The sequence below is a fragment of the Shewanella sp. SM23 genome (genome assembly GCF_025654295.1).
Classification (GTDB): Bacteria; Pseudomonadota; Gammaproteobacteria; order Enterobacterales; family Shewanellaceae; genus Shewanella; species Shewanella oncorhynchi.
The window spans coordinates 331,236-355,112 of the sequence record NZ_JAKKRM010000003.1 but is presented as its reverse complement, the minus strand read 5'-3'; the positions used below and the strand labels follow the sequence as shown (position 1 = coordinate 355,112).

General features: G+C 43.8%; 26 protein-coding genes and 1 tRNA gene. 18 read left to right on the top strand and 9 right to left on the bottom strand.

Annotated features, from left to right (window positions below):
• Nucleotides 1-30: 30 nt before the first annotated feature.
• The 6 genes from L5L98_RS06350 to L5L98_RS06325 form a co-directional block, all read right to left on the bottom strand.
• Nucleotides 31-1,986, bottom strand: coding sequence for a replication endonuclease (locus L5L98_RS06350; RefSeq protein WP_248067311.1), 1,956 nt, complete (start codon nucleotides 1,984-1,986; stop codon nucleotides 31-33).
• Nucleotides 1,979-2,281, bottom strand: coding sequence for a hypothetical protein (locus tag L5L98_RS06345; protein WP_248067308.1), 303 nt, complete (start codon nucleotides 2,279-2,281; stop codon nucleotides 1,979-1,981). Before L5L98_RS06345 ends, L5L98_RS06350 begins: the two co-directional genes overlap by 8 nt.
• 231 nt (nucleotides 2,282-2,512) lie before the next feature.
• Nucleotides 2,513-2,701 carry a helix-turn-helix transcriptional regulator gene (locus tag L5L98_RS06340; RefSeq protein ID WP_208662075.1) on the bottom strand — a complete coding sequence of 63 codons (189 nt, stop codon included), beginning with the start codon at nucleotides 2,699-2,701 and terminating at the stop codon, nucleotides 2,513-2,515.
• Between the two features lie 124 nt (nucleotides 2,702-2,825).
• Entirely contained in the window at nucleotides 2,826-3,683 is an 858-nt protein-coding gene (locus L5L98_RS06335; RefSeq protein ID WP_248067303.1) for a hypothetical protein, read from the bottom strand.
• Nucleotides 3,684-3,898: 215 nt separating this feature from the next.
• Nucleotides 3,899-3,974: transfer RNA gene (locus L5L98_RS06330), tRNA-Arg, on the bottom strand.
• 55 nt (nucleotides 3,975-4,029) lie between these two features.
• Nucleotides 4,030-5,196, bottom strand: coding sequence for a flagellar assembly protein FlgT (locus L5L98_RS06325; RefSeq protein ID WP_131523072.1), 1,167 nt, complete (start codon nucleotides 5,194-5,196; stop codon nucleotides 4,030-4,032).
• Nucleotides 5,197-5,476: 280 nt separating this feature from the next.
• Here L5L98_RS06325 and L5L98_RS06320 point away from each other — a divergent pair, with 280 nt between their 5' ends.
• Together L5L98_RS06320 and L5L98_RS06315 are read left to right on the top strand one after the other, a co-directional pair.
• A complete protein-coding gene (locus L5L98_RS06320) occupies nucleotides 5,477-6,109 on the top strand; it encodes a FlgO family outer membrane protein (protein ID WP_028761216.1) in 633 nt (210 codons plus the stop codon).
• Nucleotides 6,106-6,558 (top strand): LPP20 family lipoprotein, encoded by a 453-nt coding sequence (locus L5L98_RS06315; protein ID WP_263139401.1) that lies wholly within the window; start codon nucleotides 6,106-6,108, stop codon nucleotides 6,556-6,558. Before L5L98_RS06320 ends, L5L98_RS06315 begins: the two co-directional genes overlap by 4 nt.
• A 127-nt stretch (nucleotides 6,559-6,685) precedes the next feature.
• On the opposite strand, the gene L5L98_RS06310 is transcribed toward L5L98_RS06315, so the two are convergent.
• From L5L98_RS06310 to flgA, 3 genes are all read right to left on the bottom strand, one after another.
• Nucleotides 6,686-7,111, bottom strand: coding sequence for a flagella synthesis protein FlgN (locus L5L98_RS06310; RefSeq protein ID WP_028761214.1), 426 nt, complete (start codon nucleotides 7,109-7,111; stop codon nucleotides 6,686-6,688).
• Between the two features lie 2 nt (nucleotides 7,112-7,113).
• On the bottom strand, nucleotides 7,114-7,437 hold the full coding sequence (gene flgM, locus L5L98_RS06305; protein WP_107948432.1) for a flagellar biosynthesis anti-sigma factor FlgM: 324 nt from the start codon (nucleotides 7,435-7,437) through the stop codon (nucleotides 7,114-7,116).
• A 75-nt stretch (nucleotides 7,438-7,512) separates the two neighbouring features.
• Entirely contained in the window at nucleotides 7,513-8,220 is a 708-nt protein-coding gene (gene flgA, locus L5L98_RS06300) for a flagellar basal body P-ring formation chaperone FlgA (protein WP_028761212.1), read from the bottom strand.
• A 205-nt stretch (nucleotides 8,221-8,425) separates the two neighbouring features.
• On the opposite strand from flgA, the gene L5L98_RS06295 reads away from it, so the two are divergent.
• The 16 genes from L5L98_RS06295 (at nucleotide 8,426) to L5L98_RS06220 (ending at nucleotide 23,856) form a co-directional block, all read left to right on the top strand.
• On the top strand, nucleotides 8,426-9,346 hold the full coding sequence (locus tag L5L98_RS06295; RefSeq protein WP_028761211.1) for a chemotaxis protein CheV: 921 nt from the start codon (nucleotides 8,426-8,428) through the stop codon (nucleotides 9,344-9,346).
• A 100-nt stretch (nucleotides 9,347-9,446) separates the two neighbouring features.
• A complete protein-coding gene (locus L5L98_RS06290) occupies nucleotides 9,447-10,286 on the top strand; it encodes a CheR family methyltransferase (protein WP_168824478.1) in 840 nt (279 codons plus the stop codon).
• Between the two features lie 143 nt (nucleotides 10,287-10,429).
• A complete protein-coding gene (gene flgB / locus L5L98_RS06285) occupies nucleotides 10,430-10,834 on the top strand; it encodes a flagellar basal body rod protein FlgB (protein ID WP_113939454.1) in 405 nt (134 codons plus the stop codon).
• A gap of 2 nt (nucleotides 10,835-10,836) precedes the next feature.
• Nucleotides 10,837-11,253: a flagellar basal body rod protein FlgC gene (flgC, locus tag L5L98_RS06280; RefSeq protein WP_006085646.1), complete on the top strand. Its 417-nt coding sequence runs from the start codon at nucleotides 10,837-10,839 to the stop codon at nucleotides 11,251-11,253.
• A gap of 24 nt (nucleotides 11,254-11,277) precedes the next feature.
• Entirely contained in the window at nucleotides 11,278-12,048 is a 771-nt protein-coding gene (flgD, locus tag L5L98_RS06275; protein ID WP_212600939.1) for a flagellar hook assembly protein FlgD, read from the top strand.
• An 82-nt stretch (nucleotides 12,049-12,130) separates the two neighbouring features.
• Nucleotides 12,131-13,492: a flagellar hook protein FlgE gene (gene flgE / locus L5L98_RS06270; protein ID WP_105251929.1), complete on the top strand. Its 1,362-nt coding sequence runs from the start codon at nucleotides 12,131-12,133 to the stop codon at nucleotides 13,490-13,492.
• Between the two features lie 172 nt (nucleotides 13,493-13,664).
• Nucleotides 13,665-14,408 (top strand): flagellar basal-body rod protein FlgF, encoded by a 744-nt coding sequence (flgF, locus tag L5L98_RS06265; protein ID WP_105251930.1) that lies wholly within the window; start codon nucleotides 13,665-13,667, stop codon nucleotides 14,406-14,408.
• Between the two features lie 10 nt (nucleotides 14,409-14,418).
• Nucleotides 14,419-15,207: a flagellar basal-body rod protein FlgG gene (gene flgG, locus L5L98_RS06260; protein WP_028761205.1), complete on the top strand. Its 789-nt coding sequence runs from the start codon at nucleotides 14,419-14,421 to the stop codon at nucleotides 15,205-15,207.
• An 11-nt stretch (nucleotides 15,208-15,218) separates the two neighbouring features.
• Nucleotides 15,219-15,893 (top strand): flagellar basal body L-ring protein FlgH, encoded by a 675-nt coding sequence (flgH, locus tag L5L98_RS06255; protein ID WP_028761204.1) that lies wholly within the window; start codon nucleotides 15,219-15,221, stop codon nucleotides 15,891-15,893.
• Between the two features lie 11 nt (nucleotides 15,894-15,904).
• Nucleotides 15,905-16,996 (top strand): flagellar basal body P-ring protein FlgI, encoded by a 1,092-nt coding sequence (locus L5L98_RS06250; protein ID WP_028761203.1) that lies wholly within the window; start codon nucleotides 15,905-15,907, stop codon nucleotides 16,994-16,996.
• A 17-nt stretch (nucleotides 16,997-17,013) separates the two neighbouring features.
• A complete protein-coding gene (gene flgJ, locus L5L98_RS06245; RefSeq protein WP_028761202.1) occupies nucleotides 17,014-18,156 on the top strand; it encodes a flagellar assembly peptidoglycan hydrolase FlgJ in 1,143 nt (380 codons plus the stop codon).
• Nucleotides 18,157-18,196: 40 nt separating this feature from the next.
• Nucleotides 18,197-20,122 (top strand): flagellar hook-associated protein FlgK, encoded by a 1,926-nt coding sequence (gene flgK, locus L5L98_RS06240; protein ID WP_263139382.1) that lies wholly within the window; start codon nucleotides 18,197-18,199, stop codon nucleotides 20,120-20,122.
• 11 nt (nucleotides 20,123-20,133) lie between these two features.
• Complete coding sequence (gene flgL / locus L5L98_RS06235; RefSeq protein WP_263139381.1) at nucleotides 20,134-21,345, top strand: flagellar hook-associated protein FlgL; 1,212 nt, start codon at nucleotides 20,134-20,136, stop codon at nucleotides 21,343-21,345.
• Between the two features lie 94 nt (nucleotides 21,346-21,439).
• On the top strand, nucleotides 21,440-22,261 hold the full coding sequence (locus L5L98_RS06230) for a flagellin (RefSeq protein ID WP_212600936.1): 822 nt from the start codon (nucleotides 21,440-21,442) through the stop codon (nucleotides 22,259-22,261).
• A 258-nt stretch (nucleotides 22,262-22,519) separates the two neighbouring features.
• Nucleotides 22,520-23,338 (top strand): flagellin, encoded by an 819-nt coding sequence (locus tag L5L98_RS06225; protein ID WP_212600935.1) that lies wholly within the window; start codon nucleotides 22,520-22,522, stop codon nucleotides 23,336-23,338.
• 140 nt (nucleotides 23,339-23,478) lie between these two features.
• A complete protein-coding gene (locus L5L98_RS06220) occupies nucleotides 23,479-23,856 on the top strand; it encodes a flagellar protein FlaG (protein WP_131523081.1) in 378 nt (125 codons plus the stop codon).
• Nucleotides 23,857-23,877: the final 21 nt, after the last annotated feature.

The window sequence follows — 23,877 nt, the reverse complement described above, 5'->3', positions numbered from 1 at the left end:
GATTACCATTAAATTTAATAACTTGTACAGTTATTGACAGAACTCCAAGTGAGAGCAAAAATCTTTTTTCTGAACCTGAGACTTAGTTGCTAGCGCCCATGTATGGACGCGGGTGATGATCTCAACGCCGAAAGAGACAATCCCCTTTAGCTGGGTTAGTGCTGCATCCCCATAGCGATTGGTTTTGAGTGGCTGATAGTGTTCTGGGGCAATTTCGGGATTTGCTCCTGCAACTCCTGCATCTAATCTCGAAGTTAATCCCGTATCTAACCCTGAGGCTAATTCCAGAGCCCTTGCAACAGTTCCTGAAATGATTTCTTGCATTCCTGAATCGTAGTCCTGAAATTCCCGAGATGGTTCCTGCATGTTCCTGAAATCGCCCTGCAATAGATTCTCGGAATTTTCGGCATGATTTCCGCATTCTTTCGGGCTATTCCCGCATTCCTGCAATGCATTTCGGGATTGTTGTTGGATTAATGCGGCAATTGGCTTGCTTTGTGTGTTAGTCGCTCCACTGTTGATGGTACTAGCTTGGCGCGCACAGGTTTGGGTTATATATAGCGGACGAATGGTTTGCTCGACACGTTTACAAAACACGCCGCCCATAAGCTGAGTGTATAAAGTCCAGTTGCTGCTGTCGGCTGCTTGGCGAATAGCCTCAATCCAATCAAGTGACGGATCTTTAATTGCGTCTAGGCGTCTTAATTCGCGCCAAGGGGTTACACCAACGCCACCGATTTGTTGAAACTGCCGTATGCCCCAACAGGACGCCCATACTTTTATCCGTATTGCTGAGGTGGTGGCATCTTTGCCGTAGCTGTCGTATTCAATCCCTTCACCATCGATGTTTTTATTAATGTACTTCATGATGTAACCCGTTCCTGAACCAATAGCGGGATCGATATATTCCACTTTAAAGCGGCGCTCCTTTGCGCCTTGCTCATCACCATCTTCCTCTAAGCAATAGTGTGTGAAGGTATCGACTAAGGTTTGCTGTTGCTCACTTGGGACAAATAACAGTAAGTGCCAGTGTGGGGTGCCGTCATGGTGTGGCTCTGCTACCCGAAAACCGAAAGGGGTGACTTGTTCACGGGCAAGGGCGGCACGAATGCGGGCAAAGGTGCGATTTAAGTATTCTTGGGCATCGAGTGGGGTTGCGCCGTTCCAATTGGGATTTTTATCGCCCGTTCTGGCAAAACAGCGATGGTATTTAGACGGTGTAGTCATAGTTAAGAATAGGGCGCTATAGTCCATCTCTTTGGCATAATCTTCAAAGCCACGGATGCGAACCATCAACTCGGCCTTGCGAATGGCGGGATTAGAGACATTGAGTTTGGATAATTCGGCAAGACTTGCACTATAGCCGTGTTCGTTGGTGGCTATGGTGTTTTCTAAAAGCTGTTGATTGCTCTGCCATTGGGTCTGAAAATTGCTGACGGTAATGTTACTGGCATAAATGCCTTTTTGTTTACTGACCAAATTGAGTTCCCGTGAAATGGTTTCAATTTGCAGATTGCGCTGTTTTCTTAATTTCCGTTTCCACCAAATCTCATCGCCAGCGCGGGCGAGTACGCCATAGACTTGGGCAAGCTCAACGTCATCAAGTGTGTCCAACTTAAGGTGGTTGATAATTGTCTCGCTCAGTTTTGGCGGCTTAATGCTATAGCACGCCATGTAATGTAATAGCGTGTTGTAGATAGTGAGTAATCCCTTACCTTCTGCTTGCGCTGTGATCTGTATACAGCGGCGGGCGTGTTGCTTTGCCTTTGCGCTTATATCTTGCTGCTCAATATTCACATGGTAGAAATGTTTGTCCTTACCCATAACGGCGGCAATTCGTTTAGTCAGGTGTAGCACGCTCAAATTGGCCTCGCGGCGGTTTGGCTTGCTACGATATTGCCGCATAATCGCTATACGATGAGGTGAGGGCAGGCCGTAGAGTTTACTGTCTAGCCATTGCTTATCGTGTTCATGAACATTAAGCATGTGCTTTTACCTCGCTGTTAGTCAGTAATTGCTTACCTCGCTCGTTAAGCGATAGCTTTTGCCAACGAATGCCCATCTCAAAAATCGTGGTTTCAGTGAGTAGTCCTTCACGCTTTAATCTAAATAGCGTGCGTTTTTGAAAGTGGCCGTTAAAGGTTTCAATACCGTCAACTTTGCCAAAGTCGCTGCAAATTTCTGAGCACAGGAAAAGGCTATTGCCCTGTAAGAGCCATTGGGCGAACTCCTGTTGTTCATCGGTGAGCTTGGGCATGCATAAAGTAGGGGAGGTCATCATGATTTAGCCTCCCCGTTATGTAATGGTTCACTAGGCTTTAATTGCGGGACGTCTTGGTTGTCCCCGTTAACGGGTTCGGTGTTCGTTAACGGGTTCGGTTCCTCGGTTTTGGCCTGTGTACCCGTTAACGGGTACTTAGACTCGTTATGTAACCTAATGGACTTCAAATTTACTTGAAGGTTATGGTCGATCACCGCTAATTGAATGATGATGCAAATAGCTAGGGCAAATTTATAGAGTGTGATCATAAACCCTCCCGTTAATGAAGGATTCAACATCACTTTGGCGGTACTTAACGCTGCGGCCAATTTTAACGAAGCGTAAAGGATAGCGGCCAGTGCAACGCCAAACGGATAGGGTGCCGATGGTGACGCCGAGAAATTCGGCGACCTCGGTCGGGCTGAGTAATAGATCGTTCATGGTAACTCCTGATTAAAGTAGATTTGTCAGGAGTTAAGATAATCGTGAGGGGTTAGGGTGTATGCGGTGCTAGCTGCGAGAACTATATTGCTCGCAGCGAAAACATAATCTCTCGCAGCGAGAACTACATGCTTTGTGTTGTGTTAGCTGCTCGTAGCCAGCCATAAAGACGTTCAAAACCGTTATTTTTCCACTCTAGATTTGAGCCGAGATTTGACGCAATTTTTGTTACTGAGGGGAGTAACACTTTTGCTGCGTGGCGGGGGTTGTGATAACTCCCTTGTAAGTAGAGTTCAATCGCTTGCTGCTTAACTAATCTATTAATTTTATGTTTAGAATCGTTCCCATTTTTCCCTGCTTGTTTGACCATGTTTTTACGGCCAATTGCTTCAGTTAGACTCATCATTATCAATAGGTAAAGTTCATTGCCTTTGTGGAACATTCGATGAGTAAATTCTCTTTTTAAGATTTTTGCTGATTTTAGATGGCCTGCCATTTCACACGAAAGTGCTGCTTGAAGGAGATCGGCTGCATCAGTTGGAATCATTGAAAAGACTTCAACAAAGTCACTAATGTTTTCAAAATTACTAAATGCTTCAGCCAATGTTTCGGCCGATTCGAAATGTAATATTTTACTTTGATCATGCTCTAGTTTGACGATAGGTGCTTCTTCAAGAGTTGAGAAATATTGTGATGCAATGTACTCATTAATTTGTTCTATTTCGATGAGAATGTTTTCAACACCAGATAGAACATCAATTAATTTTTCCGAGTAGGTGTCTATGCTAGGTTCAGGGCCGTCGGAAATGTAGCGTTTATACAATTCCTCCAGCCAATCATAGTTGGCGATTGAAACTACAAATTTACCAAGTAAATCTAGGTTTGGATTTTGTTCTTGGTAGAGGATGCCTGAGGTTTCATTTTTCTTGACCTTTTCACAGTTATCTTTTTTTTCATGGTGTTTGAGGTCGAAAGATTCCATTCGTTAAATGTCCATTTTCTAGTTTTATGGCTATAAGAAAACTATTAGAAATGAAGCGAAAAGTCTATAACTGAGATGAACAGGGCAAAACGGGGATTTTTGAAAATGTTACGAAAAAAAATTCTAAAAAACGTCATTCCTATGGCGGCACATAGGCGGCACAGGATTTTTTGCTTTTCGTAAATTACTGAATTTTATATATAAAAAGTGACTTATGGTCTCTCCACAGGGACTCGAACCCCGATCGGCCGCTTAGGAGGCGGCTGCTCTATCCTGTTGAGCTATGAAGAGACGACAGTGATTATACTGGTTTTATCTTTGATTAAAAGGCTTATGATTTAGTTGCTTAAATCTTAAGCGCTATGTCGTTTATCTGTACATTGTAGGCGGCATTTTGGTCTACAAGTACTGCGGTGGCGCTTTCTTCGCTTACTTGCTCAATTTTTACCGTTGCACGACTTTTGGTCGCGACGGCGCGCATTTCATTGAGTCTATCGGGTAAGTTTTGTTGTAATACTACTTGGAATTTATCACCGACACGAATGCCATGTTTACGGCCTAGATTTAATATAATCCTGTCTGCTTGTCGGCTAACGACTTGGCCAAGTAATGGCCTGCAATTAAGTGTGCTGTCTAAATCTCGGGTAGCTTGCAATATTAATTGAGTAATACTTTTTCCATAGGAGGAACGCCAGAATCTATTACTGTTGGGAGCAATGATAGCCTGTTCTTCAAATTCCCATGGGGCTGATGTGCTGTAGCTTTTGCTCCAGACCTCTTCGCCACTGATCCCATGATAGAGGCTGAGTTTGAATTGAAATTGCCTTAGCGGAGCTTCATCCCAAAATCCTAAGAAGGTGGGTTGTACAGGCTCTATCGATATATCAATGATCTGCGGTTGAAGAATATATTGGCTGTCGGTAATTTCACTGAGCCAGCTTGGGAGTCGATAACCGCGAATATCCACTAGGTCTTGTTCAATATCGAGTCGCTCGTTAGCATGGATGTGACTAAAGCCAGTTGAAGAGTAATCTTCTATAGTGTTCCCTAACGCCTCTGAAATGACCTCTTCAAAGCCTGAAAGTTGTCCATATCTAAGCTGAGAACGATCTTTTATTTGTGTTTGAGGTATTAAAATAGCGGCCTTTAATTGGCCATTAGGACACTGTTGTGTTGGATCATCATTTAGATCGAGGCGTAGGGATACATATATTTTATTTCCCTGAATTTGTTCACTAACGAGTTGAATGTTTATGGCTTGGGCGTTGCGATTTATCGCAAAGTTATTTTGTGTGAGGTTACCATTAGAGGTTTGTTGCTCACTGGAGATTTGAATACCTGTGCTTAATGTCGCATAGCTAACTGCTTGATTAATTGCTTCTTCCCTTGCTTGAGCTGTATTACCATTGATAATAGTTGCTTCTCCGCTGGCTTCTATCCATTCGGCTCTGGTGGGCAAAGAAAGTAGTAAAAGGCTCAAAATGATGAGCGAAGCTGAACCTGGTATGTGCATCAATTCAATCCTTATCGCTAAGCTAATGGCGATATTACCAATCGAGCCAGTTTTCTGACTCTTAATCTAATATGTCAATAAAGCAAATTTCGTGCCTGAGTATGAGAACTTTTGATAAAGTTTCCATTGTTACAGTCGATATACTGCGTAATAGAAGAATATTGTCGGACTGAGGTTAATATTGGTCCAAAGATTGCTGGTTTTTGTTACTCATTAAAAATTTGAAGCTTAGAAAGTGAGTCACTTGACTGCCAATGCACCCATAGATGAGGTAAATCCAATGCTAAAGCGTGTGATTATTCCCTTAACATTGATAATGTTAGGTGGATGTGTAGCTAAACCGGTTACGCCGCCCAAACCGAGTTTAGTGGATGGCAATGGGTTGCCGCCAACGGCAGTGATTAACCATTTAGCACAGCGAATAGTGACTGAGCTTGTTAAGCAAAATGATGCTTTGCGTTCTGATCAACCTATCGTAGTTGCAACACCAGTATTAGTGGGTGATTTGAATGGCACTAATGCGTTAGCGCAACAGTTACAGCAAGGATTAATGACGTCGCTCCATAGCTTTCAGTTTAATGTGGTGGATTTAAACTTAGCTGATGGCTTGAGAGTCACATCTGACGGGGATTTTATTTTGACGCGAGATTGGCAAAAATTGTCGAAAGATCTTCCTGTTGAGCATCTTGTCGTTTCGACTATGAGCGTAGTAACCAATGGTATGGCGATCAATACTCGGATTGTGAACATTAGTAACAATCGCGTGGTATCGGCATCTCAAACTTTTGTGACTCAAAAAGAGTTGGCAAACTACATGCAGCCTTCGGAGCAAATTGTGTCACAAAATGGCATCTTATATCGTCAGGCGAGTCCAGGCATGAATGAAGTGCGTGTCTTAGGAGATGGAAAATGAAACACTACCTTTTATTACTTATCACGGGGCTAATGCTAACTGGCTGCGCTGCTAAAGATAGATATGTGCAATGGGAAGATGTGCCGCCACCGAGTTTTCCTAAGTTAACGGCTATAGGATATGCGCCGTTAGCGACTCAACCGGCTAAAGAGCAATCACAAAGAGTGTTGATGGCTATGCAGGCATCAAAAATTGTGGCTTATCGTGAATTAGCGGAACAAGTTTATGGGCAGAAAATAACGGCAAACAGCAGTGTCAGTGATTGGATGTTGACGGACGATAATGTCAAAGCGTCAGTTTCTGGCGTGATCCGCGGCGCACGAGTCGTTAAGAGTTATCCCGCAGGCGAGCATTATGTCACTGAGTTAGAACTTGATTTTTCACAGGTTTGGGCGCTTTATCAACAACAGAGCCGTCCACAACGAGTGAAGGAAGTGACGTATTTCTAGCGTTTTTGAGAGTATGTTCAACAGCATGTATTGAGCCGCGTATTTACGCGGCTTTTCTTTTTGTACAAGACATTAATATCTAATCAGAGCTTAGAAAAGGGAATGCTAAGTGGGAGTGATGCGCTTGTTAGGCCTTTAAATCATTGCCTAAACTTGAGATAGTCGAGGTCTTGCCTTTATCGTTATAGGTGAGGCTGGAGGCGTTTCTGCTGGCTTGTAAAGCTTGAGCAAAGCGATTTAAACTCGCTAAATTCATCTCAATTAAACTGGCATTTTGTTCGTTTAATTCTTTGCATTCAGTCAATGCGTCTTTGATCTCAGCCATTTTATGCACGAGTTCGACTTGCTGAGTGAGTAGCGATTTATCACTGTGTTTTGCCAGAATATCATCATTATTCTTTAGTTCTTTCAGACATTGCGATTTTTCGTTAGCAAGGGAAAGCAGTAAATCGGCGTTTTGGTCAACCAAAGCGCCTTTTTCCTTGAGTATGATTTGCTTAAGAACAGCCAAATGGGCGTGTTGTAGATCTACCAGTTTAGCTATTTCAGTCATAGTTACTCTTTATTTAAGTCATTAAGTTCGGCTTCAAAACTTGCAATATTGGCAGCCAACTTTTCAGGGTCAATTTTATAGCGACCTTCGGCAATAGCTTGTTTGATTTCTGCTACTTTCTTTTGATCAACTTCAGGAAGGCTAGCCATTTTAGTCTGAGCTCCTTGAAGTTGTTGTGCCTGGGCCGTAATGACCACTGAGTCGCTTCTCTGTGGTGTTGTCGATTTTGTAGCAACTTGAGCAGATTGATCGCTGCTCGTTTTCGTTGCGCCTGAACGAACTTGCGCAGTCGTTGCAGTGTTGAGTTTGCTAATATCAATTGCCATTTTAGGCTCCAGCGTCGTGTGTACGGGATTTCTTAACTGGGGTATCGGCAGCTTACAAAAAAGCTTTAGATTATTTTACATTCTTACTTCAACTTCGCCAATGCCTGTGACTATAGCATCTAGTTCTTTGTTTGAACTGCTATTTTTGACTCTGATCCGATCACCTTTATTGCCATCTTGTAGGGCTTCGCCTACTGTTTTGAGCTCGAATGAGCCAGAACGAACGTAGATAGATACCGAATCATTTTTACAAACGAAGCATAAGTTGTTGCTTAATATGGGATTATCTTTTGCTACTCGTCGTTTTACTCGCACGCCAGCCAATTTACTCGGGTCATCGAATTCGGCACCTCTCAAGCTATTTTGTTCAATGTAACGGACTTCTACTTGACTAGGAGAGATGAGTTCGCCTGGTGCTAAGATTTCGGTTGAGACAACAACGGGGAATAAGATATCCACCCGAACCGAGATATAGATTTGCCAAGGGTAAGCTAAGTCTTGTGTATCGCAGCTGACTTTTAAGGTGTTATTACGGCTAATTTCCCTATCGCTAGCCAGTTCAACTTTCATTGGAGACGAACATTGTGACGGCAGCATTCTTGCGTCAACCATCTGTGGCGAAATATTTACTTTGGCATTTTCTGGAACGGATATTTTTTCTGAAATAAGCGCTTTAGCTAATTCTGAGATTGCCGATACGGTGGGGACAATAGGCTCTGCACTCGCAAAAGCGGGCATGAAGAGGGTGAAAAGACTAAAAAAACAGACTAAATTTACTTTCATAATGAAGAGACTAGCTTGTAACGCCAGAATGCACCTATACTTTTATTAAGTTCGAAGCTGACCACTGTAATAATAATTTGCATCACTGTCAGAAGATTGACTCAGTTTCGACTATGTTTATCGATAGATAAGACGTAAGCAATTAATATGCCTATACTCAACTGAGTTATAGGGCCGAACATAAACAGAACAACAAGGCAGAGTTATGTCGAGTATTCTTGATTCAGTCAACAAACGAACCCAGCTCGTTGGACAAAACCGTTTAGAATTGCTGCTTTTTAAATTAAACGGTCGTCAACGGTTTGGGATTAACGTGTTTAAGGTGAAAGAAGTACTGCAGTGTCCACCACTGACCACTTTGCCTAAACTTAATCCTTATGTGAAGGGTGTTGCTCATATTCGTGGAACAACCATTTCAGTGATTGATTTGAGTGCGGCAACAGGGGGAAAACCTTTAGCAAGCACTGAAAACTGTTTCATCATTATTTCTGAATATAACCGCAGTGTTCAAGGCTTCTTGGTCAGTTCTGTTGAGCGGATAATCAACATGAATTGGGAAGCGATTATGCCTCCGCCGCAAGGTGCTGGCCGTTATTCTTATCTGACAGCTGTGACTGAAATTGAAGGTGAATTAGTTGAAATTCTCGATGTGGAAAAAATCTTAGATGAGATTTCACCGGTTAAAACGGCTATCAGTGAAGAAGCCAATGAAAAACTGACCCTCGACAGAACTCAGCATTACCATATTATGGTTATTGATGATTCTGCCGTGGCGCGTAAACAAATTATTCGTTCACTCGAGTCATTGAATTTACAAATTGATACCGCAAAAGATGGTCGTGAAGCATTAGACAAGCTTAAAGAGATCGCCAAAGAGATGGATAATGTGGCCGATGAGATCCCCCTCATCATCTCTGATATTGAGATGCCTGAAATGGATGGCTACACCCTGACTGCTGAAATCCGAGATGATCCTAAGCTTAAGCATATTAAAGTGGTACTGCATACTTCGTTAAGTGGTGTATTCAATCAGGCAATGGTTCAAAAAGTGGGGGCTAATGACTTTATCGCTAAGTTTAATCCTGACGAACTGGCCGCTGCTGTGAATAAGCATTTAAGTTTGTAATTGCTGTAGGTTAGTACCTAGATACGCTTTACGCTATAATCTCGACTTTATAACATGATGGTTTCGCACTGATTTTGGTGCTTGCTATAGGATTTAGGATGTGAATGTGCCAAATAAATCACTCGCTGAGGCTGAATATAATCAATTTAGGTTGTTCTTAGAGCAACACAGCGGCATCGTACTGGGTGAAAATAAGCAATATCTTGTGCGCAGTCGTCTTGCTCCTTTGATGGGCAAATATAACCTGCCATCCTTATCTGATGTGGTTAAGCATTCGATGAAGCCTACTGAGCGTGCGCTCAGAGCTGAAGTGATCGATGCTATGACGACCAATGAAACCCTTTGGTTCCGTGATCGTTATCCATTTGAGTTGTTGAATAATGTCCTACTACCTGAATACAGTCGTCTGGGGCGTCCGCTTAAAATTTGGTCTGCGGCTTGCTCGTCAGGCCAAGAGCCATACTCATTGGCTATGACTATTCTTGAGTATCAACAGAAGAAGCCTGGTGCCTTGGCTGGTAGTGCTTCTATTCAAGCAACGGATTTATCTCCTTCCATGTTGGAACGTTGCAAAAATGCCGAGTACGATAGTTTGGCATTAGCGCGTGGTTTATCTGAAGAACGTAAGCGTCAGTTTTTTGATGCATTACCTTCAGGCAATATGAAGTTAAAGGACAATGTGAAGCGGTTGGTGAACTTTAGAGCGCATAATTTACTCGAGAGTTATAGTCTGCTTGGCAAGTTCGACATTATCTTTTGCCGCAATGTGCTGATTTATTTTGCACCAGAGGCAAAGGCAAAAATTTTGCGGCAATTCGCTGCCGCTCTCAATCCCAAAGGGATTTTATTTCTCGGTGCATCAGAATCTATCGCTGGTTTAACGGACGAGTTTGATATGGTTCGTTGTAACCCTGGCATTTATTACCAGAAAAAGACTTAACTCAGCCGCTCTAAAGAAAATTACCGACAATTGTCGGTAATTTTTTACCCATCACTTGCTCATCCTTGTTGTTATTCTCAAAATTTTCCTGATGTTGGCACATGAATTGCTTTATTTTCGTGAGAACACGAGGAGGCAATTTTATGGCGATCAATTTTGATAATGCACTGGGTGTGCATCAATACACTCTCGGTATTAGAGCGCAGCGGGCTGAAGTCATTTCAAGCAATATCGCTAACGCAGATACGCCACATTACAAAGCCCGCGATGTTGATTTTTCTGCGGCAATGCAGGCCGCTCGAGGCCAACAGCAGCAGCGAAATAGTCTTGAAATGCAAGAGCCAGATAAGCATTTTGGGCTTGCGGAGTTGACTGGGCAATTTGTTAAGTTCCGTGTGCCAAATCAACCCGATACCGGTGATGGTAATACTGTTGATATCCAACAGGAACAATCGGCATTCATGCAAAATGCACTTGAATATCAAATGTCGCTAGGTTTTTTAGACAGTAAGTTTAGTGGCATGAAGAAAGCGTTGAGAGGGGATTAATCATGAGTTTATTTAGCATATTTGATGTTGCTGGCTCGGGAATGTCTGCTCAATCGGTCAGGCTAAACACCACCGCGAGCAACATAGCCAACGCGGATTCCGTCTCGAGTAGTGTAGATAAGACCTATCGTTCTCGTCATCCCATTTTTGAAGCCGAAATGGCTAAGGCCCAAAGTCAGCAACAAGCCTCTCAAGGTGTAGCTGTAAAAGGCATTGTAGAAAGTGATAAACCACTACTGAAAGAATACTCGCCCGATCATCCAATGGCGGATGCGGACGGCTTTATTTATAAACCGAATGTTAATGTCATGGAAGAAATGGCAGATATGATTTCTGCTTCGCGCTCATATCAAATGAATGTTCAAGTCGCTGAAGCAGCTAAGTCTATGCTGCAACAAACACTTGGGATGGGTAAATAACATGTGTTACTTAGGAGGTAAGCTGTGAGCCTCATTAATCAAATTAACCAAGCGTCGGCGCAGACGGCTCAAAATAAGAGTCAGCCAAATGCCGTTACGACGAATTCATCAACCAGCTCAACGGGTAATCCGTTTCTTGATGGCATACGTTTGCCAAAAGAGTCAATAGTACCGGAAGCAAAAAGCCAGCAGTTAACTCAAGATGACTTTTTCTCGTTATTAAGCCAACAGTTATCGATGCAAGATCCCTTTAAGCCCGTCGACAACGACCAAATGATTGCGCAGATGGCATCATTCTCGACGGTTGATGGTATTACTAAGTTGAATAAGGAAATCGTTAATTTAAACGGTGTTATGACATCAAGCCAAGCATTACAGGCATCAGGACTTGTTGGTCGCAAGGTGTTGATCCCAACTGATACAGGTAACATTTCAGCTGAAAGCCCAACAATAAAAGGTGTGATTAGCACGCCAGCTAAAATTCCTGAAGTTACTGTACGTGTTGAGGATGAGAAAGGCCAAGTTGTGACCACCTTTAAAGTTGATGGCAGTAAGGGGGGCAATGTCGATGTTAACTGGGATGGCCTCGATAAAGATGGAAACCCTGTAACCACAGGTAACTATACGATCAAGGCGAGTGGTTTAGTGGATGGGAAATCCCAAGAATTGCCAGTCTCGACCTATGCTCATGTGACCAGCGTTTCTCTCGGTACGGCCAGTACTGGCGCGATTCTTAACTTGAGAGGCGGTATGGGCATCAAGTTAACCGATGTGTTAGCTGTGTCTGAAACCTAAGTTTGCATAAAAGAATTTTTGCAGTATCCGAATTGAGCGTAAGTTGCTCATAAATGAATTGAGTCAAGTGTAGAGGTGAATTATGTCGTTTAACATTGCATTGAGTGGCATTTCTGCCGCGCAGAAAGATTTAAACACTACGGCGAATAACATTGCTAATGCGAACACCATTGGCTTTAAAGAGTCCCGTGCTGAATTTGCGGATGTTTACGCTAATTCTATTTTTTCAAATGCTAAAACTGCTGTCGGTGGTGGTGTTGCTACGAGTCAAGTGGCACAGCAATTCCATCAAGGTAGCTTACAGTTGACGAATAACTCCCTTGATATGGCGATTAAAGGTGGTGGCTTTTTTGTTACTGCCTCTGAACTGGGTACATTAGACCACTCGTTTACCCGTGCTGGAGCATTTAAGGTCGATAAAAATAATTACATGGTTGATTCTGCTGGTAATTATTTGCAAACTTTCCCAGTGGATAAAGATGGGAACTCAACATCAGTGAGTTTAACGACGGCTAAGCCGGTACAAATACCAGACACTGCAGGTAGCCCTGTAAAGACTGAGAATGTTACTTTACAAATGAACTTAAATGCTAAGGAAAGTGCACTCGACCCCGCGGCATTCGATCCTTTAGATGCAAAAACCTACAATAACGTTACATCAATGACAATTTATGACTCACTCGGTGAGCCACATATTATGACCACTTATTTTGTTAAGCCCAAAGATGGTTCGTACAATGGTGAGAACAATTGGGTGGCTTACTATGCTGTTGATGGAAAACAAGTCGATCTAGCTGGTCCTGCTGGTACTTATCAAACAGATACCACAGGAGATGGTACACCTGATGCAACGGGCACGGCTCAAACTGCTGGTGGTTGGAAAGGCTCTGTCCTCAAGTTTAATTCTGTTGGTGTCTACACTGGTAGTGATCCTGCTATAGTCAAGACTGAGGCTTTGGGCGTCAGTGGTGCGGGTGTTTTAGGGGCTGGTGCCGATGGTACTCAAGATTTGACTGTGAAGTTTAATGCCCCAACGCAATATGCGGCTCCTTTTGGTGCAACTGAGTTGACGCAAGATGGTACAACTGTAGGTCGCTTAACTAACGTTGAAATCGGTGAAGATGGTTTAGTGACCGCGAGTTATTCTAATGGTTCAACCGTGCCTTTAGCACGGGTTGCTTTAGTTCGTTTTGCTAACGAACAAGGTTTAACGCAAGTGGGTAATACGTCGTGGAAGGCTAGTTTGAACTCTGGTCCAGCGTTAGCGGGTGAGGCAAATAGTGGAACTTTTGGTAGCATCAGTTCATCGGCGTTAGAGCAATCTAACATTGATTTAACGACTGAACTGGTCGATTTAATTTCGGCGCAGCGTAACTTCCAAGCGAACTCCCGTACCCTTGAAGTGAATAACACGCTGCAACAAACCGTATTACAAATCCGCTAATCATTACTTTATTTAACTAAGTGTTGCCGCCAGTGGCAACACTTAGCCTTTATCCTGCCGTCAACTCACTTCATTTCTTTATTCTTCAATTTTATCAGTAAATTAAAATCAATTTTTATTGGCACGATGCTTGCTTTGATATCGTCATGTAGAAAATTTGACGGAGCAGTCTGTGGACAAATTCCTTTATGTCGCCATGAGTGGCGCTAAGCAAAATATGAATGAGCTGGCACTCCGTGCGAACAACTTAGCCAATGCTAATACCGATGGTTTTAAATCAGATATGGCGCAGGCCAGATCGATGCAAGCCTTCGGTGAAGGGTTGCCTTCAAGGGTGTTTGCGATGACAGAATCTCCGTCAGCTAATTTTCGCTCTGGTCCGATTAAAACCACTGGACGGGATCTCGATGTTGCCATTAAAGGTGATGGCTGGTTTGCCGTTCAGGCGAAAGATGGCAGTGAAGCTTATACCCGTTCCGGTAGTCTCAGTTTCGATGCGACGGGCATGTTGTATAACGACAGAGGCAATCCCGTGATGGGGGACGCTGGCCCGATAGTGCTGCCATTACCTATTGATAAAGTGTCAATTTCACAGGATGGCATAGTGTCTGTTCGCCCTCAAGGGGCGACTGCTGAAGTAATAGAAGAAGTGGCGAGATTGAAGTTAGTCAATCCCGGCAATGCGCAGATGATGCGTGGTGAAGATGGATTATTTCGACAAATGTCAGGTGAACCTGCACCAGCTGACCCTTTCGTCGCAGTTGAAAGTGGCGCCGTAGAGGGCAGTAATGTTAACCCTGTTGATGAAATGGTGTCTTTAATTGATCTTCAGCGGCAGTTTGAATTGCAAGTCAAGATGATGAAAACCGCGGAAGAGAATGATCGCGCTTCATCTTCATTAATGCGTATTAGTTAGGAGATAGATTATGCATCCGGCGTTATGGATTAGTAAAACTGGCTTAGACGCACAGCAAACTGATATTTCAGTGATTTCAAACAACGTAGCGAACGCTAGCACTGTGGGCTACAAAAAAAGCCGCGCAGTATTTGAAGATTTACTCTATCAAACAGTTAACCAAGCGGGTGGTGTTAGTGCTTCTAACACTAAGTTACCCAACGGATTAAACATCGGTGCGGGTACGAAAGTCGTCGCCACTCAAAAAATGTTTACTCAGGGTAACATGCTGACGACGGATAACTCACTGGATCTCATGATTGAAGGTCCTGGATTTTTTGAAATCCAGCTCCCTGATGGAACCACTGCTTATACTCGAAATGGTCAGTTTACCTTAGACGATACGGGTCAGATTGTGACGCCAGGTTCTGGCTATTTGCTACAACCCGCGATCACTATTCCTGATAATGCGACCAGTATTACCGTTTCAGCAGAGGGTGAAGTTTCAGTAAAAACGCCGGGTACCGCTGAGAACCAAGTCGTGGGTCAGTTGACTATGACGGATTTTATTAATCCATCGGGTCTAGATCCTATGGGACAAAACTTATATACGGAAACCGGTGCGAGCGGCACGCCAATTCAAGGTACCGCTTCGTTAGATGGCATGGGAGCGATTCGTCAAGGCGCCTTAGAAACCTCTAATGTTAACGTGACCGAGGAACTGGTTAACCTTATCGAAAGTCAGCGTATTTACGAGATGAACTCCAAAGTGATTTCAGCGGTAGATCAGATGCTGTCTTATGTGACTCAGAATTTATAGAGGCAAACATCATGGCTAGATATCTTGTGTTGGCCGTCGCGTTATTGCTTGCAGCCTGTAGCTCGACGCAAAAGAAACCCCTTGCGGATGATCCCTTTTACGCGCCGGTATACCCAGAGGCGCCGCCGACCAAAATTGCCGCAACTGGCTCTATTTATCAAGACAGTCAAGCATCTAGTTTGTATTCGGATATACGCGCCCACAAAGTTGGCGACATTATCACTATCGTATTGAAGGAATCGACTCAAGCTAAGAAGAGTGCAGGCAATCAGATCAAAAAAGGCTCAGATATGAGCTTAGATCCCATCTTTGCAGGTGGTAGTAATGTGTCCATTGGCGGAGTGCCAATTGATTTGCGTTACAAAGATAGTATGAACACTAAGCGTGAATCGGATGCGGATCAGAGCAATAGTCTAGATGGCAGCATCTCGGCAAACGTGATGCAAGTGTTGAACAACGGCAGTTTAGTGATCCGTGGTGAAAAATGGATTTCAATCAATAATGGTGATGAGTTTATTCGTGTCACTGGTCTCGTTCGCTCGCAGGACATTAAACCCGATAACACTGTCGATTCAACGCGAATGGCTAATGCCCGTATCCAATACAGTGGCACAGGCACTTTCGCAGATGCTCAAAAAGTGGGCTGGTTAAGCCAGTTCTTTATGAGCGACTGGTGGCCCTTCTAAGGAGTCGTATCATGAAATATAAACTGGTGTTAGCCGTTGCCATGCTAGTGTTTTCTCTACCTAGTCAGGCTGAACGAATTAAAGATATTGCCAATGTGCAAGGAGTGCGTAGTAACCAGTTGATTGGTTATGGCTTAGTGGTCGGTTTGCCGGGAACGGGGGAAAAAACCAGTTATACCGAGCAGACCTTTATGACTATGCTCAAAAACTTTGGGATTAATCTTCCTGACAACGTCAAACCGAAAATTAAAAACGTTGCAGTGGTAGCCGTACACGCGGATATGCCCGCCTTTATCAAACCTGGTCAAGATCTTGACGTGACGGTATCTAGCTTAGGTGAAGCCAAAAGCTTACGCGGTGGCACCTTATTACAGACCTTTTTGAAAGGGGTAGACGGTAATGTGTATGCCATAGCCCAAGGTAGTTTAGTGGTGAGTGGTTTTAGTGCCGATGGTTTAGATGGTTCAAAGGTGATTCAAAATACGCCAACTGTAGGTCGTATACCCAATGGCGCGATTGTTGAGCGTAGTGTGGCAACCCCATTTTCAACTGGCGATTATTTGACGTTTAACCTACGTCGTTCGGATTTCTCTACTGCGCAGCGCATGGCCGATGCGATCAATGATCTATTAGGTCCTGATATGGCGCGTCCTTTAGATGCGACGTCTGTTCAGGTAACGGCTCCACGTGATGTATCACAACGGGTCTCCTTTTTAGCAACACTTGAAAACCTTGATGTTGTTCCCGCAGAGGAATCTGCCAAAGTGATCGTTAATTCACGTACTGGAACCATAGTGGTTGGGCAAAACGTACGCTTACTCCCTGCGGCGATTACCCATGGCGGCATGACTGTCACTATTGCGGAGGCGACACAGGTTTCGCAGCCTAACGCGTTGGCAAATGGTCAAACAACCGTCACGAGTAATAGTACGATTACAGCGACAGAAAGTGACCGCCGTATGTTTATGTTTAATCCAGGCACTACGCTGGATGAGCTGGTTAGAGCGGTTAACTTAGTAGGTGCAGCCCCTTCAGATGTGTTAGCAATACTTGAAGCATTGAAAGTGGCAGGAGCTTTGCATGGTGAACTTATCATCATCTAATTTCTGTCGGGAAAATCATGGAAAAGCTTTCAAGTTCATCACATTTTCTTGACCTGGGCGGGCTAGATTCACTCCGCGCCCAGGCTCAGAAAGATGAGAAGGGCGCCTTGAAAAAGGTCGCCCAACAATTTGAAGGTATTTTCGTGCAAATGCTGATGAAAAGTATGCGCGATGCCAATGCGGTTTTTCAGTCTGATAGTCCACTCAATAGCCAATACACTCAGTTTTACGAGCAGATGCGCGATCAGCAGTTATCGGTCGATTTATCTGACAAAGGTGTATTGGGCCTTGCCGATATGATGGTGCAGCAACTCTCTCCCGAAACAAGTCATTTCACGCCTGCATCGGTATTGCGTGACGATGGTGGCATGAAAATGCTCCACGACGATAAAGCGCTTAATGTGCCTATGCAGAGTTCAGCCGCTCCTGTGGTTGAACCCACAGTTGTAAATCATGGTGTGCCGGCTGCTATCGCTCGGCCTGTATTTGAACCGGATAGAGCTGAAGATGCAAATTCATCAATGGACATTGATGCGCCTAATCGTTCACTGGCTATCGATACGCCTAAGCCGAGCTGGAGTGAACAATCACTTTCAGTGGTAGAACCTGTGATTAGCGGCCAAGTTTTGCCGACGGCAGCATTTAGGGAAACCCAAAAAATTGTCAGGTTCGGTAGTCGAGAAGAATTTTTAGCGACCTTATATCCACATGCTGAAAAAGCCGCAAAAACATTAGGTACCCAACCAGAAGTATTATTGGCGCAATCGGCACTGGAAACTGGCTGGGGACAAAAAATTGTCCGCGGCAATAACGGTGCGCCGAGTCATAACCTATTCAACATTAAAGCTGATCGTCGTTGGTTAGGCGATAAGGCTAACGTCAGTACCCTAGAATTTGAGCACGGTGTTGCTGTTCAGCAAAAAGCTGACTTCCGAGTTTATAGTGATTTCGAGCATAGCTTTAACGATTTTGTGTCCTTCATTGCCGAAGGTGAACGTTATCAAGATGCGAAAAAAGTGGCCGCTTCCCCTACTCAATTCATCCGAGCTTTGCAGGATGCGGGTTATGCCACTGATCCTCGATACGCTGAAAAAGTGATTAAAGTGATGCAGTCGATCAGTGAAGAACTGAAATCAATTCTGCCAGGAGAAGACAAATGATGAATCTTACAACCCTGTTTGTTCATAGGAGTGTCAACTAATGGCCGTTGATCTACTGAATATAGCGCGAACTGGGGTGCTTGCCTCCCAGTCGCAACTGGGGGTTACCAGTAATAACATAGCTAACGCCAATACCGCTGGTTACCACAGACAAGTGGCAACCCAGTCGACTCTTGAATCGCAGCGTTTTGGTAGTAGTTTTTATGGCACGGGAACTTACGTTAATGACGTTAAGCGTATCTACAATGACTATGCCGCAAGAGAGTTACGCATTGGCCAAACAACGTTAAGCGCCGCCGAAGCCAGCTACGGTAAATTGAGTGAGCTAGATCAGCTGTTTTCACAGGTAGGTAAAGTTGTGCCACAAAGCTTAAATGACCTGTTTTCGGGGCTGAATAGTGTGGCTGATTTGCCTGCAGATTTGGGTATTCGGAGTTCGACCCTAACAAACGCACAGCAAGTTGCCAGCAGTCTTAATCAGATGCAGTCGTATTTGAATGGCCAGCTTAATCAGACCAATGACCAGATCACAGGTATGACTAAGCGTATCAATGAGATCAGTACAGAACTGGCAAATTTAAACCTAGAGTTAATGAAGTCGCCGAATCAGGATGCGCAGTTGCTTGATAAGCAAGATGCACTTGTTCAAGAGTTAAGCCAGTACGCTCAAGTGAATGTTATTCCATTAGAAAATGGTGCTAAGAGCGTAATGCTTGGTGGCTCAGTGATGTTGGTTTCTGGTGAAATTGCTATGACGATGGGAATCCAAGCGGGTGATCCATTTCCGAATGAGCTCCAATTGACTTCAAGTATTGGTTCGCAAAGTGTCACTGTTGATCCGAGTAAACTTGGCGGTCAGTTAGGGGCCATTTTTGATTATCGTGATCAAACGTTAATTCCCGCGGGTCATGAGCTCGATCAATTAGCCTTGGGCGTGGCTGATAACTTCAATAAAATGCAAGCACAAGGTATTGACCTCAATGGGCAAGTTGGTACCAATATCTTCAAAGATATCAACGATCCTATGATGTCTTTGGGCCGTGCAGCAGGTTTTTCTGGTAATACGGGTAATGCAACGTTAGGCGTCACCATAGATGACACCAGTTTATTAACTGGTGGTGCCTACGAACTGTCATTTACCGCGCCTGCAACTTATGAACTGAGAGATTCGAAAACGGGGGCAATTACGCCACTGATATTAAATGGCTCGACTTTATCGGGTGGATCTGGATTTTCAATTGACATAAAAGCGGGCGCTATGGCGTCTGGCGATCGTTTTGCCATTCGCCCGACAGCGGGTGCTTCAAATGGCATTGAAGTGGTCATGAAAGACCCTAAAGGCATTGCCGCCGCATCACCAAAGATTACCGCAAATGCCGCTAACTCTGGCAATACCCAAGTGAAGCTGACTCAAATTAGCAATCGCAATGCCGCAAATTTCCCTGTAACGGGCAGTGAGTTGACGATAAAGCTCGATACCACAGTTGTGCCTCCAACCTATGAAGCATTCGACGCCGCGGGAACATCCCTTGGGGCTGCAGCCCCTTATACTCCTCCGAGTATTAGCGCTTTTGGTTTTACCTTTGAAGTTGACAGCAAAGCGGCTGCAGGCAATGACAGATTTATCTTCGATTTATCCTTCGCAGCGGGGGATAACTCTAATGCTGTCGCTATGGCTAAGTTGAGCGAAAGTAAGGTGATGAATGGGGGAAAGTTGACCCTAGCTGATGTGTTCGAGAACACTAAGATCGAGGTAGGCAGTAAAACGAAAGCGGCTGAAGTGCGTGTTGGTTCGGCAGAGGCGGTGTATCAACAAGCTTATGCGCGAGTAGAGAGTGAGTCGGGCGTGAACTTAGATGAAGAGGCAGCAAATTTAATGCGTTTTCAGCAAGCCTATCAAGCCTCTGCGCGGATCATGACGACTGCACAGCAGATTTTTGACACCTTATTATCCTCAGTGCGTTAGGAGATTTAACTATGCGATTATCATCCGCGCAGATTTTTAATCAAAGCATTACCAGTGTGCTGCAAAAGCAAACGGCGACCAGCAAAATTCTTGACCAATTGAGCAGTGGTAAGAAAGTCAATACTGCTGGTGATGATCCTGTGGCGTCACAGGGTATTGATAATCTGAATCAGAAAAATGCGCTAGTCGATCAGTTTATGAAAAATATTGACTATGCGACAAATCGTCTTGCTGTGGCAGAAAGTAAACTCGGTAGTGCTGAAGATTTAACTGGCTCTATGCGTGAGCAAGTTATGCGAGCGATAAACGGCACACTATCAGGAACTGAGCGGCAAATGATTGCCGAAGAGATGAAAGGCAGCTTAGAAGAATTGCTCTCTATTGCCAATAGTAAGGATGAATCTGGCAATTATATGTTCTCTGGTTTCAGTACCGATAAAGAACCTTTTGCTTTTGATAACTCGACGCCGCCTAAAATAGTGTATAGCGGCGACTCTGGCGTCAAAAATAGTTTAGTACAAACGGGTGTTGCCATGGGGACAAACATCCCTGGCGATAGCGCGTTTATGAAAGCACCCAATGGATTTGGTGATTATAGCGTCAATTATTTGGCCAGCCAGCAGGGGGAGTTTAGCGTTAAAACAGCAAAAATTTCTGATGCTGCAACTTATGTTGCTGATACATATACATTTAACTTCACAGGTAATGGTGCCGGCGGTACTAACTTGCAAGTGCTCGATTCTGCGAGTAATCCTGTCGCAAACGTAGCTAACTTCGATGCCACTAATCCCGTTAGTTTTAATGGTATAGAAGTTAAAATTGATGGAAAACCCAGCGCTGGCGATAGTTTCACCATGGAGCCGCAGGCCGAAGTCAGTATTTTCGATACGATCAGCAGTGCGATTGCCTTAATTGAAGACCCTAATTCTGCCAACACTCCCCAAGGTCGAACTCAGTTGGCACAGATATTGAATAACATCGATAGTGGCGTCAATCAAATTAGTTCTGCCAGAAGTGTGGCGGGGAATAATCTGAAAGTTGTCGAGAGTTACAAAGAGACTCATACCGAGGAGAAAGTGGTGAACTCATCAGCGCTATCACTCTTGGAAGATCTCGATTATGCATCAGCGATTACGGAATTTGAAAAGCAACAGCTTGCATTGAACGCAGTCTCTAGCGTGTTTAGTAAGGTGGGTTCTGTTTCCCTGTTCGACTTTATTTAACAGAAAGCAAGTACCTATCCATCTGTAAGATAAATTGTTAAAAATTTAGCCAAGCTCCAAGCCTTGGCGGTATAACTAGGAAGAGGAACTCAACATGGCTATTACAGTAAATACCAACGTGACTTCAATGAAGGCACAAAAGAATTTAAATACTTCCAGTAGCGGTTTAGCAACCTCAATGGAACGTTTATCCAGTGGTCTACGCATTAACAGTGCAAAAGACGATGCCGCTGGTCTAGCCATTTCTAACCGTTTGAATAGTCAAGTGCGCGGTCTAGAAGTGGGGATGCGAAATGCTAATGATGCGATTTCAATTGCTCAAATCGCCGAAGGTGCGATGCAAGAGCAAACCAATATGTTGCAGCGTATGCGTGATTTGACCATTCAGTCTGAAAACGGTGCTAACAGCTCTGCTGACTTGGGCGCTTTAAAGGCTGAAATGGATCAGTTAGCAATTGAAATCGATGAAATCGGTAAGTCTACTGCCTTTGGTACGACCAAGTTGCTGACGGGGACGTTTTCCGCCGGAAAAACCTTCCAAGTTGGTGCACAAAACGATGAAGACATTAAAGTTACGGTTAAAGCCAGTAATAAAACGTCATTATCAGTTGGTTCATTAAATAATGCTACTTCAGCTAACCGCGCATCTTCATTAGCAAAAATTGATGCCGCAATCAAAACGATTGATGCCCAACGTGCCGACCTAGGTGCGGTACAGAATCGTCTAGCGCATAACATTAGTAACAGCGCCAATACTCAGGCGAACGTTGCCGATGCGAAGAGTCGGATTGTGGATGTGGATTTTGCCAAAGAAACCTCAGTCATGACAAAGAACCAAGTGTTACAACAAACAGGCTCAGCCATGTTGGCACAGGCGAACCAGTTGCCTCAAGTAGCCTTATCTTTACTTGGCTAATCCAAGTTTATTATATTGACACTGCGAGTATTTTTGCTTGCTTCTTTTGTGTTACAGCAAAAGAGTAGGCAAAACGTTTTGTGAGGTAAATATTTATCTATATGAAAAATTAGCACTTTTTAAAAAGTCATTATTTTTTTTAAAATAGTGCTAAAGATAAAAAAGGTGCTGCCGTTAAATATACTGTAACCACTAACACCCGCCTGGCTTAAAGTAGACAGGCTAGTTAAATAAGCCAGGTATAAAGAGGAAACGATCATGGCCATTACAGTAAACACTAACGTCACATCTTTAAAAGCACAAAAAAACCTAAACACTTCTGCAGGCGGTTTGGCCACATCGATGGAACGTTTATCCAGTGGTCTACGTATTAACAGCGCAAAAGACGACGCCGCAGGTTTAGCGATTTCTAACCGTCTAAACAGCCAAGTACGCGGTTTGGATGTGGGCATGCGTAATGCCAATGATGCCATTTCAATCGCACAAATTGCTGAAGGTGCGATGCAAGAACAAACTAACATGTTGCAACGTATGCGCGATTTAACGGTTCAGTCTGAAAACGGTGCAAACAGCTCTGCGGACTTAACGGCACTAAAAGCTGAGATGACTCAGTTAGCTAATGAAATCGATGAGATTGGCAAAACAACGGCTTTTGGTACGACTAAACTATTAGCAGGTGGGTTCTCAGCTGGTAAGAGTTTCCAAGTGGGTGCACAAAACGATGAAGACATTAAAGTTACTGTAAAAACGAGTAATAAAACGTCATTATCAGTTGGTTCATTAACTAATGCGACTTCAGCTAATCGTGCATCTTCATTAGCAAAAATTGATGCAGCGATTAAGACCATTGACGCACAACGCGCAGAACTCGGTGCGATTCAAAACCGTTTAGCACACAACATCAGTAACAGTGCGAATACTCAAGCAAACGTTGCTGATGCGAAGAGCCGAATTGTTGATGTGGATTTCGCGAAAGAAACATCACAAATGACCAAGAACCAAGTGTTGCAACAAACGGGTTCTGCAATGTTGGCCCAAGCCAACCAGTTACCTCAAGTGGCCTTGTCACTGCTGTAGTTTAAAGCAGAATAGTGAGAAAGTGATAAGGGAGGTTCGGTGACGGATCTCCCTTTGCCACTTTAAAGGTTAATGTAGTTTTATAGGGTAATTTTAATGTAACCATTTAAAGTTATTACTAAATTTGCTGAGGTATGGCTATGGATATCAATATAGCAAGTTCACCTTCTATGCTTCACAGTAAGGTTGATTTAGCTCAAACGCCGCTAAAAGCATCTGCTCCAGATGCTGAGTTAAAGCGAAATACGGCTATTGAACAAGCTGCGGAACAAGATGTAACGAAAAATGAACAGAACCCGAGTAAGCTGGCTCAAGTTGCCACAGAGTTGTCTGATATGATGTCTATGATGCGTAAAGGTTTAGCATTTAAGGTTGATGAGAACTCTGGACAAGCTGTTGTGACTGTACTTGACCGAGATACTGGTGATGTGATTAGACAAATGCCGAGTGAAGAAGCATTAGCCTTGGCAGAAAAACTATCAGAAGTCACAGGGCTTTTGATGAAAACAGAAGCATAAATATTTGTAAGTACGTTTGAT